Here is a 15,087-nt window from a genome sequence, read left to right as displayed (position 1 = left end):
AATGCAACAAAATGTTCATTTTTAGGCGGACTACTCTTGAAAAAGAAATTTTCTACGATAGACTCGCGTTTACGGTTTAGATACAAAAATGCAACTTGGTTAAGCGAACAATAGAGACAAACAAATAGCGTACATCCAGCTAAATAGGGACTGATGCTGTTTGTTACGCGAGTGCGACAGGCAAAAAAGATTGAGTTGGTGGGGAAATTTGATAAGCGCTTTACAGGAGACGACCTGCGCCGCATGCGCAAAGTCGCTGGCAAAACCACGCAAGAAATGGCTAACTTGGTCGGCGTGGAGCGTGGCACTTATGAAAACTACGAAAAAGGCGTAAGCAAATTTCCCTACGAATATTTTGAAGTATGGTGCGACGCCTGCGGTATCAACCTTAATCCACTTAGAGAACAAATCCTTGCCTTAAGAGACAAAATTGACGACGCCAAATTGTGGCGCAAGTCGCCAACTCCGCGAAATAACAAACCAAGCAATGAGGATAACGGCTAATGAAAGACGCGCACTTTCATTGCCCCTCATTAAAGTGGCAAATAATAAAGTTACGAATAAGGTCTATTTGCAACACGATGTTTTCAACTTTATTGTTAAGGAGTAAAGTGGAGTGGAAACTAAACACCGCAAAACTTAACTTAGAAAGGACGTCATTATGCGCTTTTTTATAAAAAATATAGCTAACCGGCTCGTAACTTTAACAGCACTTACCCAAAAACAAGCTAACAGGGTATCCGGTGGATCGCTTGGGCCAAAAGTAAAAGACCCAAAAGTCGAAAGTGACTCAGTAGCGCCAAGTAAAAAATCATCACTTAGTGCTGACTCAGTTAATCAGGTGATTGGTGGCACTACAGGAGGACAAGCTGATGACCCTAAAGTTAAAAAATCACATAATAAATTTACAGCTTCCGACCGAGTTTATTTAACTGACGGTAATATTAAGCAAGTTTTTGGCGGAGCTGGGGGAGCTAAAGGTGATGCTCCTAGGGTGCTATTCGCAGATGCAAAAGCTAGTACCTTCAACTTTACAGTCTTAGGTATTGATGAAATTAGAAAAACCATCGGCGGAACCGGTGGCGCAAAAATAGATGAGCCGAAGTTGGAACCATCCGAAAAACCATAGGCCAAAATTACAATCACTATTAGCATCTAAAACTAAGCCACCGAAAGCTGAAAGTTATAGGGCTTACTGTAAGGAAATAAAATGCGAACATCTTGGATCTTTTTACTTATCTGTGCAGCAATTGCAGCTTCACTTTCAGTAATTTATATCCATTTCAATCATTATGCAGATACTGTAATGCTTGCCTGCATTATTATATTTTGCTTTATGGCTAAAAACCATGAAAATATAAAGCACATTGTGGCACTACTGTTAATAATGACAGCTATAGAATATGGTTTAGTGAGTTACGTTGTTTCGTTAAATAGTATGGGACTACCACCTTTTCAAGGCAACCTTTTGATGTTTGGATCCCATTTCCTTGTTGATCTAACAATCCTAATGATAATGAAATATCGCGTTCGATTATCTCTTCGTTATGTTAGACGCACAGCACCTGATAATTGGCGTTCCATATATATGACTCATGCAGACCCTATCCTATATGGCATTTACTTTGCGTTTATTCTAGTTGACCTCGCGGCCTTCGGTGAAAATATTATTCGTAATTTAGAACATTTCGGCGTAGATGAAAGCTTTGCCAAACAATTCTGGAGCTGGGGCTTAATATACTATAACTACGAAATCCTAAAGTCGATTTTACTTTCCTGCGTAGTCACCACCATATTAGCTACCATTTTTGTCGAACGACAGCGCCCTGATACGCCAGATGAGGAATTAGAAAGCGAACCCAAATAGGGCAATAGCTTGTAAAAAATAAAGCCCGCTCCCGCGGGTTTTATTTTTTATTCTACTCAGATATAAAACTAAAACTGCATCCCTTCTTCAAAATCGGACACTTTGACTAAGTTAACGCCCGTCGCCTTCTCCTCAAAAAAGATATCTGCAATTTTTTGATGGACAAAGACATACTTCAGACCACCTGCTTGTTTAAATATCAAGCGCTCTTCTTCTGGGATTTTATCCAAGACTTCACTATCTAAGTGGTATTTATAAACGTCGATTCTCGACATAAAGTATGGATCTGCCAATTCTTCTTTCGTCGCTTTCTCTGTTTTAGACTTTTCTCTATCCCAACAATCCAGCTCTTGCCAAAAGTTCATGCACCAATAGTCTTCGTGATAGTTACCACCATCGTCAATGTACACAGCTGGATATAGCTGCATCCCGACAAAATTAAAAAATTTTAGCCGCTCTCTAATTTGGCTACTAATTATAGGAGTCACCATGTTTAGCATAACGGTTGGGATAGGCCTTTTGATATTTCTTTTGATATCTTCTTGTTTGTAGCTATTTTCAAAGAAAAGCGGTTCTTGTCCCCAAATTAATCGCTCAAATTCAAAGTCTCTATCCGCCGACTTTTCTAATGCCATCGGATACAAGGTATAATCATTAAAATCCTTTAAAATTAAATAGTATTCTTCATTATAATTTTTATCCACATTAATTCCCTACTTTAAGTTTATAGTAAGATTTCTCATATTTAATTTCTTGAGGAACCTTACGAACATTACCATATGGGTATAAATAATTTATCTGACCTACATGCTTCCTCTCATGGTTACAACGCGTTACCTGTTCTTCGCACTCATCAATTTCATTATTATTAGAACAACCTATTTTGCTTGAAGGCTTAAAGTTTCTAAAAACCGAGCTTAATGGGACTCTGAACTCTGCGACTTTTTTTAATATAGCCTTACTTTCAAGATCCAAGATATTTTGAATTTCACTTGTATCTTTTTGAGTTCGAGGTGTGCATTTTTTTAGATCTGATTTTATTTTGTTTATACCTGAAGCAACTTGATCGTGATAAGCCTCTTGTTTAGGCAGAGCATATGTGTGATCGCCACGATGCAATTGCACTCTCAGCTGACAAGCACCTTGTAAGGTGCTGGGTAAAAAGACCAAGTTTTCAACTAAATTTATGTTGTAACCTCTATGGATTAGTAAGCTCCCTAACTGAGCGACATTGACAGCCTCTTTCGAAATCAAGTGATGAGCCGCCATATGAATACCATTATGGAATGGATGATCTTTCTTGTGTTTAATATTTGCGATTAATCTATCTCTATACTTTTTGTCCTTATCAACCATCCCTTCGATTTGTTCTTCAATTTCTTCACTCATGAATCACTCCTTATTCATAATGAACGATGCCACGCAGACTACGTGGTGTTGTGTGATCTGTTTTGCCACATAAGCGGCATCGTGTCTGTCGTTTTGTTGTTTGCTTTTTCGCAGTTAGCGTCGAGTTGGTTTTGCCTTTAAGTAGCAACCCACTTGAACGCGCGGTTGTAAGCTTTTTCCCGAGTTTTTTTAAGGTTGTAGTGCTGTCGTTAAAGTCTTCAAGCGTGCGGATAAAAGCGCTGATTGCCGCTTGTGCTTTTTTAACTTTTACTGATGAACTTGCGGCTCTGGCACCATTGGCTGATAACTTGGCAGCAAGTGCTGTTACTCTTGCGGCTGTACCCGCTCCTAATGTAAGTAATGACGTTGCTAGTAACAAACAAACCTCTATCGCAACATAAGCGCCGCCTTTTCCGCCAATGTATGCATAAAAGTTAGGAGGCACAGCTTCCATAAAGAGTGACGCGTAAGCAACATAAGTTAGTGCACTGTCATGGTCGTCTATGAGCGCCAACACTAAATAGAAATCAGGAGTGTTTTTTATACGAGCGGCTAATTCAGGGTCAATATCAACTAAAGTGGTATCAACAAATTGTTGTACTTTGGCGACCTCTCCTTTCGCGATATCATCAAGTAAGTTGGTAATTGCATGGCGATGCGTGTATAACGCACTTGCATAATGGTTTGTATTTTTAATTGCGTCTGCAGCGTCGTTAAGGTACTGAGTAGTATCATGATGTACATCGCGATAAGCCTGTTCGGCTGCATCTAATGCTCGCTGTGTATTGGCTTGATACCAGTTCCAACTGAGCAAGTCTTCACTGGCATCCTCTTCAATCCAATTGGACATTTCATTGGCACTTTGTCGCAATTGCTCAAAGCGCTCGCTAGCATAATCTGCGGTGGTATCATATGCGCTACCTGCGACGGACTTAATGGTTTTTCCTAAGTCAATCCATGTTTGTGCTTCGAACAAATCTGCTTGGTCTTCAAGCCACTTACTTCCACCTTGATATGCACCTTGCGCGCCATTAATTGCAATTGCAGCAAAACCATATTCGTCCCAATCAGATTGAAATCCACTCATATTCGATACGGTATCTCGATATGCACCATCAAGCTGCATTTGTAATGATGATTTGAGGTTGTTGATTTCCGCTTCTAGCGTTTCGTTACGAGCAACTTCTACAGTGACTTGCCCCTCTTGTGGTAAGTCGCTTTTTACCACAACTCCAGCCTCATTTGCCGTTGACTCTGCTCGTTCAAGTGCATTTGCATCTGTACTTTTATCACCACTTGAATTGAGTTTAAGTTTTCCGTGGATAAGTGTATTACCTATATGAATATTGACTTGTTCAAGCGGAAGCGCGGTCTGCCATTCATCATCGTAATACGCCCTCACTTTTATCCATGCGGCACTTGACTTAACACCGAGTACTTCAACGTCAATACTATGGTTGGCTGAACCTGCGCTCGCGGTAAGAATATAAACGCCGGGATCGAGTTTAAGTCGAGTGTCCCAAAAGTGTAATTGATCTGGTGGTAGTTTTGGTACATCAAGCACTGCGCTTCCCTTGTTTGGACCTTGCCACTGCAACCTTACTGCGCGGGCATTACTCACCGAGCCACCCACTTTAGTATCCCAACCACTCGGTACCCGTAAACGGTCACCAGCCTTTGGAGGATTGTTGCGATTGACATGGTCGTTGTAACCATAAATCAGCTTAGGATCGGGCCTACCCGCATATTGGTTAGCGACGGACTCTACGGTATCTCCAGCACGAAACATGTGATCGCTAAAACGCATATAAACTTGTTGAGAGCGTTTTAGTTCCACTTTGGAATTGTTATTTGGATTAGAAATAAAAACTGTTGGCTCGAGTACCACTTCAGATTTTATTGCTTTGCTACCACCAAGTAGGGCGCGATTAATTTCAGCTTGGCTAAGTCCTCGAGGCATATCTGCTTGCACCAAGCTATTAAAATCTTGCGCACTGCGATTTCCTCCCCCATAGCTTGTCGGTTTATCTTTTACATCAAGTGATTGATATGGCACAAAGGCATATCTCTCACCACTGTGGTGACTAAAGCTAGAGTAATTTACTCGCTGCCAGCGCTTGCTTGCAAGTATCCAAAATTGAGCCTGAGAGTGATATCTAAAAAGCGGTGCTTGTCTAAACGGAATGATGCTCCAAATACGACCATGAAGCACATGCATGATTTCAATAGGAAGCTTTCGTCTTTGAATGGAGGACATCGCTGTTGCAGCAAGAAGTTGTACTTCACTTGGCGCTTCATGCTCAGTGCTATTACTGCTGCTTTCCTGATTATCACCTAAGCGCGAGATGAGATCATCAAATGCCATTTTTTAGTCCTTTAATAGCGTTATGAAATGAGAGGTTAGTACCTAATCTGAGCCTCGGATAATTAGTGTCTTCTTCCAGCTGGTTTCAGCCTGCACTATTGCCTACCGAATAAGCACTTAAGCCGCTATTTATTGCGAGCAAATATTGTCCACATTTAATTTAAATGTAGGCTGAATATCTTACAAATTTCAGACATTAAAAAAGGCGCTTGCGCGCCTTTTTTAATTCATCAATTTACCGCTGATTATTCAGTTTCTGGTAAATTGCGACCGTAGAACACTTCCTGAATTTCACGATTCAGCTTAAGACGAATTTCTTCCTCTTCGTCTGCGTCTAAATCATCAGTACTAATTCCAAATAGATATGCATTTAGGTCTGTTTCCTTAAGCATCATCTTCGTATGGAATAGGTTCTCTTGATACACGTTTACGTCTACCATGTGGTATGCGTCTTTAGTATCTTCCGTCATGTAATTCTGGATCGAGTGAATTGCGTGGTCGATATAGTGTTTAACACCATTAACGTCACGAGTAAATCCACGAACACGATAGTCGATCGTTACCACATCTGACTCTAAAGAGTGAATTAAGAAGTTAAGCGCTTTAAGTGGCGAAATAATGCCACACGTTGAAACTTCGATATCCGCTCTAAAAGTACAAATGCCATCATCAGGGTGTGCTTCAGGATAAGTATGAACACAGATGTGACTCTTATCTAAGTGTGCTACCACTGACTCAGGAAGTGGACCTGGTGCTTCATTACTATCAAAAGTCTGTTGATCAACAGGCTCTTCTGATACTAATATCGTCACACTCGCCCCTTGTGGTTCATAATCTTGACGTGCGATATTCAGTACGTTTGCACCGATGATATCCGTTACGTCTTTTAGAATATCCGTCAAACGATCAGCACTGTACTGCTCATCGATGTATTCTAGATATTCTTTACGTTGCTGCTCGGTCTTGGCGTAGCAAATATCGTAAATGCTAAAGCTTAAACTCTTAGTTAAGTTGTTAAAGCCATGGAGTTTAATTTTATCAAAGGGCTTGTTCACGATAGACCCACCTTAATACAAAAAATCTGCGCTGCAGAAACAAAAGTTCGCGGATTTTATACGAAAATAGCGCTATGAAAAAGCGTTATTTTTCGTCAATTTCAACCACTTCATGGCTATGTGTAATTTCTACTGCTTTTTCAAGCATTAATGCCACTGAGCAATACTTTTCAGCGGATAAACTTACGGCTCTTTCTAGGTGTTTTTCAGAGACATTACGCCCTTTCACCACGAAGTGTAAATTGATCTTGGTAAAAACCCTAGGTGCGCTTTCTGCGCGCTCTGCGGTTAATTTTACTTCCACGTCGCTAATATCCTGACGCGCCTTTTGTAGAATGCTGACTACATCGACTGACGAACAACATCCCGCTGACATTAATACCATCTCCATTGGGCTTGGCGCAGCACTATCAGAACCGGCATCAAATACCACATTATGTCCCGACGCAGAGCGACCGATAAAGGTATCTCCTTCAACCCATTTTACGCTAGCTAACATAGTTATCCTCTATAAAGCATAACACCGCCAAATGGCGGTGTATCTTAAACCTAGAATTGCCTCTAAGTGTGTTTTCTACACTGTCGATAGTGATTGTGCCAAGCTATACAGCAGAATCAAACAGGTTTTTGACCAAACCTGCGAATTCTTCGATAAATTCTTTTTGTTCTACGGTGACACGTCTGTCAACAACACTTGATAGCACTTCTTGTAAGTCGTACACAATGCCATCTACCTCACGCACGATCATGCTGCGCTGCTCTGTAGATAACTCAGTGTGCTGCTCGCATATACGGATAACGTTTTCAGCGATCACATCTTCGATTAATTCCATGACTGTTGGAGCCCCTGGTTCAACCGTCCCAGACTTCTCAAACAAGGCTAAGTTTTGCGTCAAATACATGACTAAATCATCGTACCCTTGTTTATCTAAAACCATACTTTGCTCACCCGAACCTATCAAAGACATCTCCTATTGATTTAAGCAGAAAGTTTTTTCGATTGCTACTTTTGTAGTCAACTAGACACAAAAAAGCAGCCGAAGCTGCTTTTCTTATCAATTTTTATTGAGTAAACCTCAATATTGGCATTTTAATCCAAAGATAAACCTGGGCTCAAGCTAGAAGGTAAAGTTACCTTTTCTAGTTCCACAGAAGCCACTGGGTATGCACAGTAATCTGCCGCGTAGTATGCACTTGCACGGTGGTTACCTGATGCACCGATACCACCAAACGGAGCTGCACTTGAAGCGCCAGTGATTGGGCGGTTCCAGTTTACGATACCTGCGCGAATACGACGTAAGAAACGGTCGTAGTCAGCTTCGTTGTCGCCAAGCAGACCTGCAGATAAGCCAAAGCTTGTCTCGTTCGCTTTTTCGATAGCAGCGTCAAAGTCTGTGTAGCGGAATATTTTTAACAGCGGACCAAAGTGTTCTTCATCAGGAAAGTCTGCAATGTTAGTACATTCGATAATCCCTGGCGTCACAAAGCCTGTACCTTCTGTGTGTGTCAGCTCGATAAGCGACTCACCACCAAGCTCAACAAGCTGTTGCTGTGCTTTTACCATGCCAGCGGCGGCAGCATTTGAGATCATTGAACCCATGAACGGTTGATCTGCATCGTCAAAATTACCCACTTTAATCGCTTTAGTTGCTTTGATCAGTTGCTCAAGGATTGTGTCACCTTGTTCACCTGCAGGAAGGAATAGTTTACGAGCACAAGTACAACGTTGACCACTTGAGATAAACGCAGATTGAATAATGTCGTGTACTGCCGCTTTGGTATCCGCTACGTCTTTTACGATAAGTGGGTTATTACCACCCATTTCAAGCGCTAGGATCTTACCCGGTTGACCTGCATATTGCTCATGTAGCAAGTGACCCGTACGAGATGAGCCTGTAAAGAATAAGCCGTCAATGCCCGCATGTGACGCAAGTGCTTTACCTGTTTCAACTTCACCCTGAACTAGGTTAATCACGCCAGCAGGAAGACCCGCTTGTTGCCAGTATTTAAGCGTTAGCTCAGCAACATATGGCGTTAGTTCAGATGGCTTAAAGATAACCGTGTTACCAGCAAGTAGCGCAGGTACGATGTGGCCATTAGGTAAGTGACCTGGGAAGTTATATGGGCCAAATACAGCAACTACACCATGTGCCTTATGACGGATCACGGCACGGCCAACTGGCATTGGATTTTCCACAACGCCTGTACGCTCTTGATAGGCTTTCTCAGAAATCGCGATTTTACCTACCATAGCACCCGCTTCTGTACGAGTTTCCCAAAGTGGCTTACCCGTTTCTTTAGCAATTGCGATAGCCAGCTCTTCGCTATTTTCTTTTAGTACTTCAGCGAAACGCTTAACAATTTCTAGACGCGCTTCAAAGCTCATGTCGCTCCATGAATAAAAAGCTTCACGAGCCGCTTTTACTGCGCCATCAACTTGCTCAGCAGTAGCTGCGTTTGCGCTCCAAATAACGTCGTTGTTTGCTGGGTTTACAGAGCTAAAGCTTGCGCCTTGTCCTGCAATCCACTCACCATTTATTAGTTGTGCTGCATGTGTTGTCATAATCTGTTCCCAATCTTAAATCTTTACTAGGCTTACTTGGTCGCCTTCTTCAACTTTTAGCGCCGCGGCAACATGTGGAGCAAGCGTTACTTCATTGCTATCAGTCAGGGCTAACTCGATTACCGCCGCGCGATAATCAACAAGTTTACCATTTGCGACCATAACAGGGAATCCACCGTTGCTTTCGCCTATTTTCACAGTACGAGTTTCACTATTGCGAACCGTGCGGATATTCCCCACTTTTGCTTCTACCGTTGGACCTGCGTCGAAGATATCAACATAACCATTAAATGTGAAACCTTCGCTTTTTAGTAGCTCAATTGCAGGACGCGTATTGTCGTGAACTTCACCAATCACCGCTTGTGCTTCTTTACTAAGCAGGTTTACGTAGATTGGGTACTTAGGCATTAATTCAGCAATAAAGACCTTTTGGCCAATCCCCGTTAGATAATCCGCAGTCGGGAAATCCATCGAGAAGAAGTGCTCTTCAAGCCATTGCCAGAATGGACTTTCGCCTTGCTCGTTAGAAACACCGCGCATTTCCGCGATAACGGTTTCAGCAAAACGATCACGATGTTGATTGATAAACATAAAGCGAGAGCGAGACAGCAGTTTGCCGTTTGCGCCTTTGCGATAGCCATCTTTCAAAAACAGGGTGCATAATTCCGTCGCGCCAGTGTAGTCATTACATAGCGTTAAAATATCCACTGCTTTATAAACATCGAGTGTGCGTGAAGAGTGGATCACTTTGCTTAGGTGATAATGATAAAACGCATCATCTAAACCAACCGCAGCTTCGATACCGCTGGTACCAACCACCTCGCCTGTTTCAGTATCTTCTAATACAAATAAATAGCCTTCATCAAAAGGCTTGTCTGCTTGCTTGCCAAAGGAAGCAACAGAGCGTGCAATCTTCTTCTGTAATAGCTCTTCGTTTACAGGCAAAGAGGTAAAACCGTGACCTGATTCGTGAGCAATGTTTAAAAGCGCTGGATAATCGCTTTCTTGGATTGGGCGAAGGATCATCATGAGCCCGCTTACTCCTCAAAAATGTGGATAACAACAAGGCCACCAAAAGGTGACCTTGCAACCAGTATTAAGCGTTGTTAGCAACTACCGCAGCAACGGCTTTTTCAAAACGTGCCATCCCTTCGCGGATGTCACCTTCTGGAATAACAAGAGATGGAGTGAAACGTACTACGTTTGCACCTGCAACAAGTGACATCACGCCTTGCTTGATACCTTCAACCAAGAATTCTTTTGCTTTGCCTTCGTACTTTTCAGTGACTACACCACCAAGCAATAGACCTTTACCACGTACTTCGGTGAATACGTTGTACTTTTCGTTGATGTCGTTTAATAGTTCACGGAACAGCTGCTCTTTTGCTTTTACGCCATCAAGTACTGCTGTTGTGTTTACTGTGTCGAATGCCGCTTCTGCAACCGCACACGCCAGCGGGTTACCGCCGTATGTAGAACCATGAGTACCTACTTTTAGGTGCGCAGCAATCTCTGTTGTTGTGATCATCGCGCCGATAGGGAAACCACCGCCAAGCGCTTTAGCCGTTGTTAAAATATCAGGGGTTACGTTTAAACCTTGGTATGCATACAAATCACCTGTACGACCAACACCAGTTTGCACTTCATCAAAAATAAGTAGCGCATTGTGCTTGTCACACAGCTCGCGAACACCTTTTACAAACTCAGCAGTTGGTGAAATGATGCCACCTTCACCTTGTAGCGGCTCCATCATCACGGCACAAGTGTTGTCTGAGATAAGCGCTTCAAATGCCGCTAAATCGTTATAGTCTGTATGAACAATGTCGCCCGGCTTTGGACCAAAACCATCAGAGTATGCAGCTTGACCACCTACGGTCACAGTGAAGAAAGTACGGCCGTGGAAACCTTTATTGAAAGAGATGATTTGCGACTTTTCAGCACCAAACTTATCTAGTGCCCAACGACGTGCTAGTTTAAGCGCCGCTTCGTTCGCTTCTGCACCTGAGTTTGCAAAGTAGACTTTCTCTGCGAACGTTGCATCAGTTAGCTTTTTCGCTAAACGTAGTGCAGGCTCATTGGTCATCACGTTAGACAGATGCCAAATTTTCTCGCCTTGCTCTTTAAGCGCGCCCACCAAAGCTGGGTGACAATGACCTAGACAGTTAACTGCGATACCACCAGCAAAGTCGATGTACTCACGACCTTCCTGATCCCATACTCGAGAACCTTCACCTTTCACTGGAATTACCGCTGAAGGTGCGTAGTTAGGTACCATTACGTCGTCAAACAATTCACGATTGATAGTCATTTTATTTCCTCATATTTGGTGAGTGAAAGTGCAAACAAGGAGTCATTTCCTTTTGGAGGTCGGCGCGTTGCCGCCACTTGATAGGATATTTATTCACACCAATTCGGTGCTATGTATTTTGACCCGCCCCTTGATGGCACAAAATTCATACGCTCATTATTCCAGAAAAAGCGCCATTTGTCTCACTTATACCACGTTCTCAGCCCTTAGTATTCAAGGGTTTAACATATATTCTCAACTCAAGTGAATAACTATCTAGGGCAGATATTTAGGGCAAAGCAAGCGCCGTGCAGCCTTGCACAGATCATTTAAGATTAGGTTTTGAATGAATAGTCGCAAAAAAAATTTCAATTTTTTTTACAAAATCGTCAACTGCAGGTTATGGAACGCACATTTTGCCAATTGCTGACGCATTTCCTCGGTAAGTTCTAAATGATTGAGCAAAATCTCGGCTTCGTCGTCTTCAATTAACTGGCTATCTTTTAAAACAAGCAGTTGTGCGTAGCCATAGGCTTTTTGCATCACTTGCGTCAGTGGTAATGGGTCGGCAATGTTTTTATGCGAGTTTGGTAGATAAGTTTGCGCATACTCTTCCATGACAGCATTAAAGGGTAAATAACGTAACTCCATTTTTTCAATTAACTTACGTGAAATCTCTGCCGAATGTTCAATCAACAAATTACGTAAAAATAACGGATCAGGAGACAACTCCATTAATGCGGTGTGTAGATCTTTTTGCTTTTTGTCTCGTGCTATTTGCACCTTGGCTTGCCACACCTTTTCGAAGGTGCGTAAATAAAGACGGATCAAGGCCACTTTTCCAAGCTCTAACAACATGCCTAAAGTAAACGCATGCTGTTCTTTTACCCCAAAAAATGGTGCCAGCTCTTTTGCCGCAATGGCCGTACTCATACTCAATTCGCGTAATTTACGTTTCATCAGAGTAAACGGCTCTGTTGCATGCGGCATCCAATGTCTCACCGCCATTGTCGGGATCACCATTTGCAAGTTCTCAAGGCCTAAATACCTTAATGCTAATGCTGGCGTGTCGACCTTAATGGACGTGCCTTTACTGTTTTTTTTGCGATACTGTGGCAAGTTGACAAGCGAAACCAGCTCGCGACCCAGCCAACTTAAGTCATTGACCAAAGGCTCTAAACGTCCAACTGAAGCTGAGCGCACAGCAAGAATATCTAAAATCGCAGGAACGGAGTCTTGAATGCCAATGACTTCATGATAGATATTATCAAGGTCATGCAGTTGCTTTGTGATAGCTTCTTCGATAACGGAATGTAGATGCTTACTCGCTTTGGCAATGTATTTGTGATGACTTGTGCTGCTTTCTTGGCGTTTTGCAGCCGCAGCAATTTCCACCTCTAGCATAGTGCGCTGTGCGATATTCTCACCGTAGCTAATATCAAATGTATGGATATAGCCTATTTGCTTCTGCGCAAAGTTGAGGCTGATAAGGAGGTCATGGGCACGCTCGGATAGCGCTTGTGCCATTCTAATTTGCTTATTTTCTTGCGTCATGCATGCTACTTATCTAAAAGAAAAACACTGAGTTAAGCACTCAACAGAATCGTCTTACTGATTAGTATTATACCAGTAAAAGCAATATTATGATTTGATATTGCGCACAATAGAATCAAAAAGTTATATATCAAAAGCCAGTCTAACCAACAAAAGCGCAGCGAATATGGATATATAACACCTAGGCGAAACTCTGTTGGTTTTGTTTAAACTTTAGAAGCGTTTTATAAAGTTATCAAGTAATGCTAAGCCGTGTTCCGTGAGGATAGCTTCTGGGTGAAATTGCACACCTTCTAGCGCTCTATCGGATGCTAAGAGTCCCATAATTTCATCACGTTCACCCTCTTGTGTCTGTGTCCAAGCCGTTACGGCTAGAGCATTTGGTAAGCTACTTTGCTCAACAACCAAAGAGTGGTAGCGGCATACTTCGTACGGTGATGGCAGGCCTTGAAATACACCCATATTGTTATGGTGGACTTGAGACGTTTTACCATGCATCACTTGTTTTGCGCGAATGACTTTGCCACCTAAAGCTTGTGCAATAGTTTGATGACCAAGGCAAATGCCGAGAATAGGGATTTGTCCCTGTAGACGTTTTACGACTTCAAGCGAGATCCCCGCTTCATCAGGACTGCAAGGACCAGGAGATAGCACAACATATTTGGGATTAAGCTGCTTGATTTGCGAGGCGCTGATTTCATCATTTCGCTTTACCAGCACATCCACATCTAAGCGCTGAAAATACTGCACTAGGTTGTAGGTAAAGGAATCATAGTTATCAATCATCAACAGCATGTAGGTACCACTAAAAGAACCAAGCGGCCTATTCGCCACTAGGGTAAAGATCTTCGTTATAAGTCTATTTTATCACGAACTCAACAGGAGGGTTTTCTTATATCTCGTATCTGCTTTAAGCCAAGGGGCGATAGACCCTTGTAAAACAAAAAGACACCATAAATGGTGTCTTTCTTTGTGTTTTACTAACCGCGAGGAATAAAACCGACGGCGTCATACACAGCTTTCAGTGTTTTTTCGGCACGAATACTTGCTTTTTCCGCACCTTTTTTCATGATCTCGTCCAGCAGAGTTTGATCTTCACGGATTTCTTTAAAGCGCGCTTGAATAGGCTCAAGCATATTCACTACCGCATCGGCAGTGTCTTTCTTCAAATGACCGTACATTTTGTCTTCGTACTCTGGCACTAACTCTTCAATTGAGCGTTTAGTTGCAACACTAAGTAGAGTCAGTAAGTTGGATACACCAGGTTTTTCAACACGATCAAAGTAAATGCGTGCTTGCTCATCTGAATCCGTTACCGCTTTTTTCAGCTTTTTCTCTATCTTCTTAGGCTCATCCAACAACATCACAAAACCATTTGGGTTTTCGTCTGATTTTGACATCTTCTTGCTCGGATCTTGCAAGCTCATAACACGAGCGCCAAACTCTGGAATATAAGGTTCTGGGATCTTAAAGACATCACCATACAAGTTGTTAAAGCGCGTTGCGATATCGCGGGTCAACTCAAGGTGCTGCTTTTGGTCTTCACCAACCGGTACCTGATCCGCTTGATACAGTAAAATATCAGCAGCTTGCAATACTGGATAGGCGAATAAGCCAACGTTTACGTTATTGGCGTGCTTTGCTGACTTATCTTTAAACTGCGTCATGCGGTTTAGTTCACCCATTTGTGCATAACAGTTCAGCACCCAACCTAGCTGTGCATGTTCAGGAACCTGTGATTGAACAAATAGTGACGATTTATCTGGGTCGATGCCGCAAGCGGTATATAGTGCTACACCATCTAATACGCGATCGCGTAGTTGCTGTGGCTCTTGGCGAACCGTAATGGCATGCAAGTCAACCAACATAAAGTAACAATCATGATCGTTTTGTAGTTTAAGCCACTGGTTAATGGCACCTACGTAATTGCCTATTGTCATACCACCGGTTGGCTGAATACCACTTAATACTACAGGTTTACTCATGTCGTTCCTTTATTTCTTCATT

15 protein-coding genes are annotated in these 15,087 nt (G+C 42.4%); 3 read left to right on the top strand and 12 right to left on the bottom strand.

Annotated features, from left to right (window positions below):
• Positions 1 to 153 precede the first annotated feature (153 nt).
• The 3 genes from NH462_RS11805 (at position 154) to NH462_RS11795 (ending at position 1,867) form a co-directional block, all read left to right on the top strand.
• Complete coding sequence (locus tag NH462_RS11805; protein WP_253105785.1) at positions 154 to 504, top strand: helix-turn-helix transcriptional regulator; 351 nt, start codon at positions 154 to 156, stop codon at positions 502 to 504.
• Between the two features lie 157 nt (positions 505 to 661).
• Positions 662 to 1,129: a hypothetical protein gene (locus NH462_RS11800; RefSeq protein WP_253105784.1), complete on the top strand. Its 468-nt coding sequence runs from the start codon at positions 662 to 664 to the stop codon at positions 1,127 to 1,129.
• A gap of 81 nt (positions 1,130 to 1,210) precedes the next feature.
• Positions 1,211 to 1,867, top strand: a complete 657-nt coding sequence (locus tag NH462_RS11795; protein ID WP_010368842.1) for a hypothetical protein — start codon at positions 1,211 to 1,213, stop codon at positions 1,865 to 1,867.
• A 68-nt stretch (positions 1,868 to 1,935) separates the two neighbouring features.
• Here NH462_RS11795 and NH462_RS11790 read toward each other — a convergent pair whose 3' ends face one another.
• The 12 genes from NH462_RS11790 to trpS all read right to left on the bottom strand — a co-directional run bounded on the left by NH462_RS11790 (position 1,936) and on the right by trpS (position 15,065).
• Positions 1,936 to 2,571, bottom strand: a complete 636-nt coding sequence (locus NH462_RS11790) for a DUF1629 domain-containing protein (RefSeq protein ID WP_045962598.1) — start codon at positions 2,569 to 2,571, stop codon at positions 1,936 to 1,938.
• A 1-nt stretch (position 2,572) separates the two neighbouring features.
• Positions 2,573 to 3,256, bottom strand: coding sequence for an AHH domain-containing protein (locus tag NH462_RS11785; RefSeq protein ID WP_017217242.1), 684 nt, complete (start codon positions 3,254 to 3,256; stop codon positions 2,573 to 2,575).
• A 10-nt stretch (positions 3,257 to 3,266) separates the two neighbouring features.
• Positions 3,267 to 5,621 (bottom strand): hypothetical protein, encoded by a 2,355-nt coding sequence (locus NH462_RS11780; RefSeq protein WP_253105783.1) that lies wholly within the window; start codon positions 5,619 to 5,621, stop codon positions 3,267 to 3,269.
• Between the two features lie 245 nt (positions 5,622 to 5,866).
• Positions 5,867 to 6,676, bottom strand: coding sequence for an adenosylmethionine decarboxylase (speD, locus tag NH462_RS11775; RefSeq protein ID WP_010607075.1), 810 nt, complete (start codon positions 6,674 to 6,676; stop codon positions 5,867 to 5,869).
• 85 nt (positions 6,677 to 6,761) lie between these two features.
• Positions 6,762 to 7,175 (bottom strand): OsmC family protein, encoded by a 414-nt coding sequence (locus tag NH462_RS11770; RefSeq protein WP_253105782.1) that lies wholly within the window; start codon positions 7,173 to 7,175, stop codon positions 6,762 to 6,764.
• A 103-nt stretch (positions 7,176 to 7,278) separates the two neighbouring features.
• On the bottom strand, positions 7,279 to 7,614 hold the full coding sequence (locus NH462_RS11765; RefSeq protein ID WP_029215895.1) for a DUF3802 family protein: 336 nt from the start codon (positions 7,612 to 7,614) through the stop codon (positions 7,279 to 7,281).
• Positions 7,615 to 7,766: 152 nt separating this feature from the next.
• Positions 7,767 to 9,239, bottom strand: coding sequence for a succinylglutamate-semialdehyde dehydrogenase (astD, locus tag NH462_RS11760; RefSeq protein ID WP_010368876.1), 1,473 nt, complete (start codon positions 9,237 to 9,239; stop codon positions 7,767 to 7,769).
• Between the two features lie 15 nt (positions 9,240 to 9,254).
• A complete protein-coding gene (gene astA / locus NH462_RS11755; protein WP_010368879.1) occupies positions 9,255 to 10,268 on the bottom strand; it encodes an arginine N-succinyltransferase in 1,014 nt (337 codons plus the stop codon).
• A gap of 67 nt (positions 10,269 to 10,335) precedes the next feature.
• Complete coding sequence (locus NH462_RS11750) at positions 10,336 to 11,547, bottom strand: aspartate aminotransferase family protein (RefSeq protein ID WP_045962592.1); 1,212 nt, start codon at positions 11,545 to 11,547, stop codon at positions 10,336 to 10,338.
• Positions 11,548 to 11,904: 357 nt separating this feature from the next.
• Entirely contained in the window at positions 11,905 to 13,080 is a 1,176-nt protein-coding gene (locus tag NH462_RS11745; RefSeq protein ID WP_010368884.1) for an HDOD domain-containing protein, read from the bottom strand.
• Between the two features lie 213 nt (positions 13,081 to 13,293).
• On the bottom strand, positions 13,294 to 13,875 hold the full coding sequence (locus tag NH462_RS11740; RefSeq protein ID WP_010368886.1) for an aminodeoxychorismate/anthranilate synthase component II: 582 nt from the start codon (positions 13,873 to 13,875) through the stop codon (positions 13,294 to 13,296).
• A gap of 185 nt (positions 13,876 to 14,060) precedes the next feature.
• Positions 14,061 to 15,065: a tryptophan--tRNA ligase gene (gene trpS, locus NH462_RS11735; RefSeq protein ID WP_010368888.1), complete on the bottom strand. Its 1,005-nt coding sequence runs from the start codon at positions 15,063 to 15,065 to the stop codon at positions 14,061 to 14,063.
• Between the last annotated feature and the right edge of the window lie 22 nt (positions 15,066 to 15,087).

The organism is Pseudoalteromonas sp. OANN1 (genome assembly GCF_024124685.1).
In the GTDB taxonomy this organism is placed as follows: Bacteria; Pseudomonadota; Gammaproteobacteria; order Enterobacterales; family Alteromonadaceae; genus Pseudoalteromonas; species Pseudoalteromonas piscicida.
The sequence above is the reverse complement of the archived record's forward strand: the minus strand, read 5'-3'. Positions and strand labels throughout refer to the sequence as shown.

Bases quoted from the DNA above. Each gene is read 5' to 3' on its own strand.
- NH462_RS11805 (WP_253105785.1), top strand. From the start codon at position 154: ATGCTGTTTGTTACGCGAGTGCGACAGGCAAAAAAGATTGAGTTGGTG.
- NH462_RS11800 (WP_253105784.1), top strand. From the start codon at position 662: ATGCGCTTTTTTATAAAAAATATAGCTAACCGGCTCGTAACTTTAACA.
- NH462_RS11795 (WP_010368842.1), top strand. From the start codon at position 1,211: ATGCGAACATCTTGGATCTTTTTACTTATCTGTGCAGCAATTGCAGCT.
- NH462_RS11785 (WP_017217242.1), bottom strand. From the start codon at position 3,256: ATGAGTGAAGAAATTGAAGAACAAATCGAAGGGATGGTTGATAAGGAC.
- NH462_RS11780 (WP_253105783.1), bottom strand. From the start codon at position 5,621: ATGGCATTTGATGATCTCATCTCGCGCTTAGGTGATAATCAGGAAAGC.
- NH462_RS11770 (WP_253105782.1), bottom strand. From the start codon at position 7,175: ATGTTAGCTAGCGTAAAATGGGTTGAAGGAGATACCTTTATCGGTCGC.
- NH462_RS11765 (WP_029215895.1), bottom strand. From the start codon at position 7,614: ATGGTTTTAGATAAACAAGGGTACGATGATTTAGTCATGTATTTGACG.
- astD (WP_010368876.1), bottom strand. From the start codon at position 9,239: ATGACAACACATGCAGCACAACTAATAAATGGTGAGTGGATTGCAGGA.
- astA (WP_010368879.1), bottom strand. From the start codon at position 10,268: ATGATGATCCTTCGCCCAATCCAAGAAAGCGATTATCCAGCGCTTTTA.
- NH462_RS11750 (WP_045962592.1), bottom strand. From the start codon at position 11,547: ATGACTATCAATCGTGAATTGTTTGACGACGTAATGGTACCTAACTAC.
- NH462_RS11745 (WP_010368884.1), bottom strand. From the start codon at position 13,080: ATGACGCAAGAAAATAAGCAAATTAGAATGGCACAAGCGCTATCCGAG.
- NH462_RS11740 (WP_010368886.1), bottom strand. From the start codon at position 13,875: ATGCTGTTGATGATTGATAACTATGATTCCTTTACCTACAACCTAGTG.
- trpS (WP_010368888.1), bottom strand. From the start codon at position 15,065: ATGAGTAAACCTGTAGTATTAAGTGGTATTCAGCCAACCGGTGGTATG.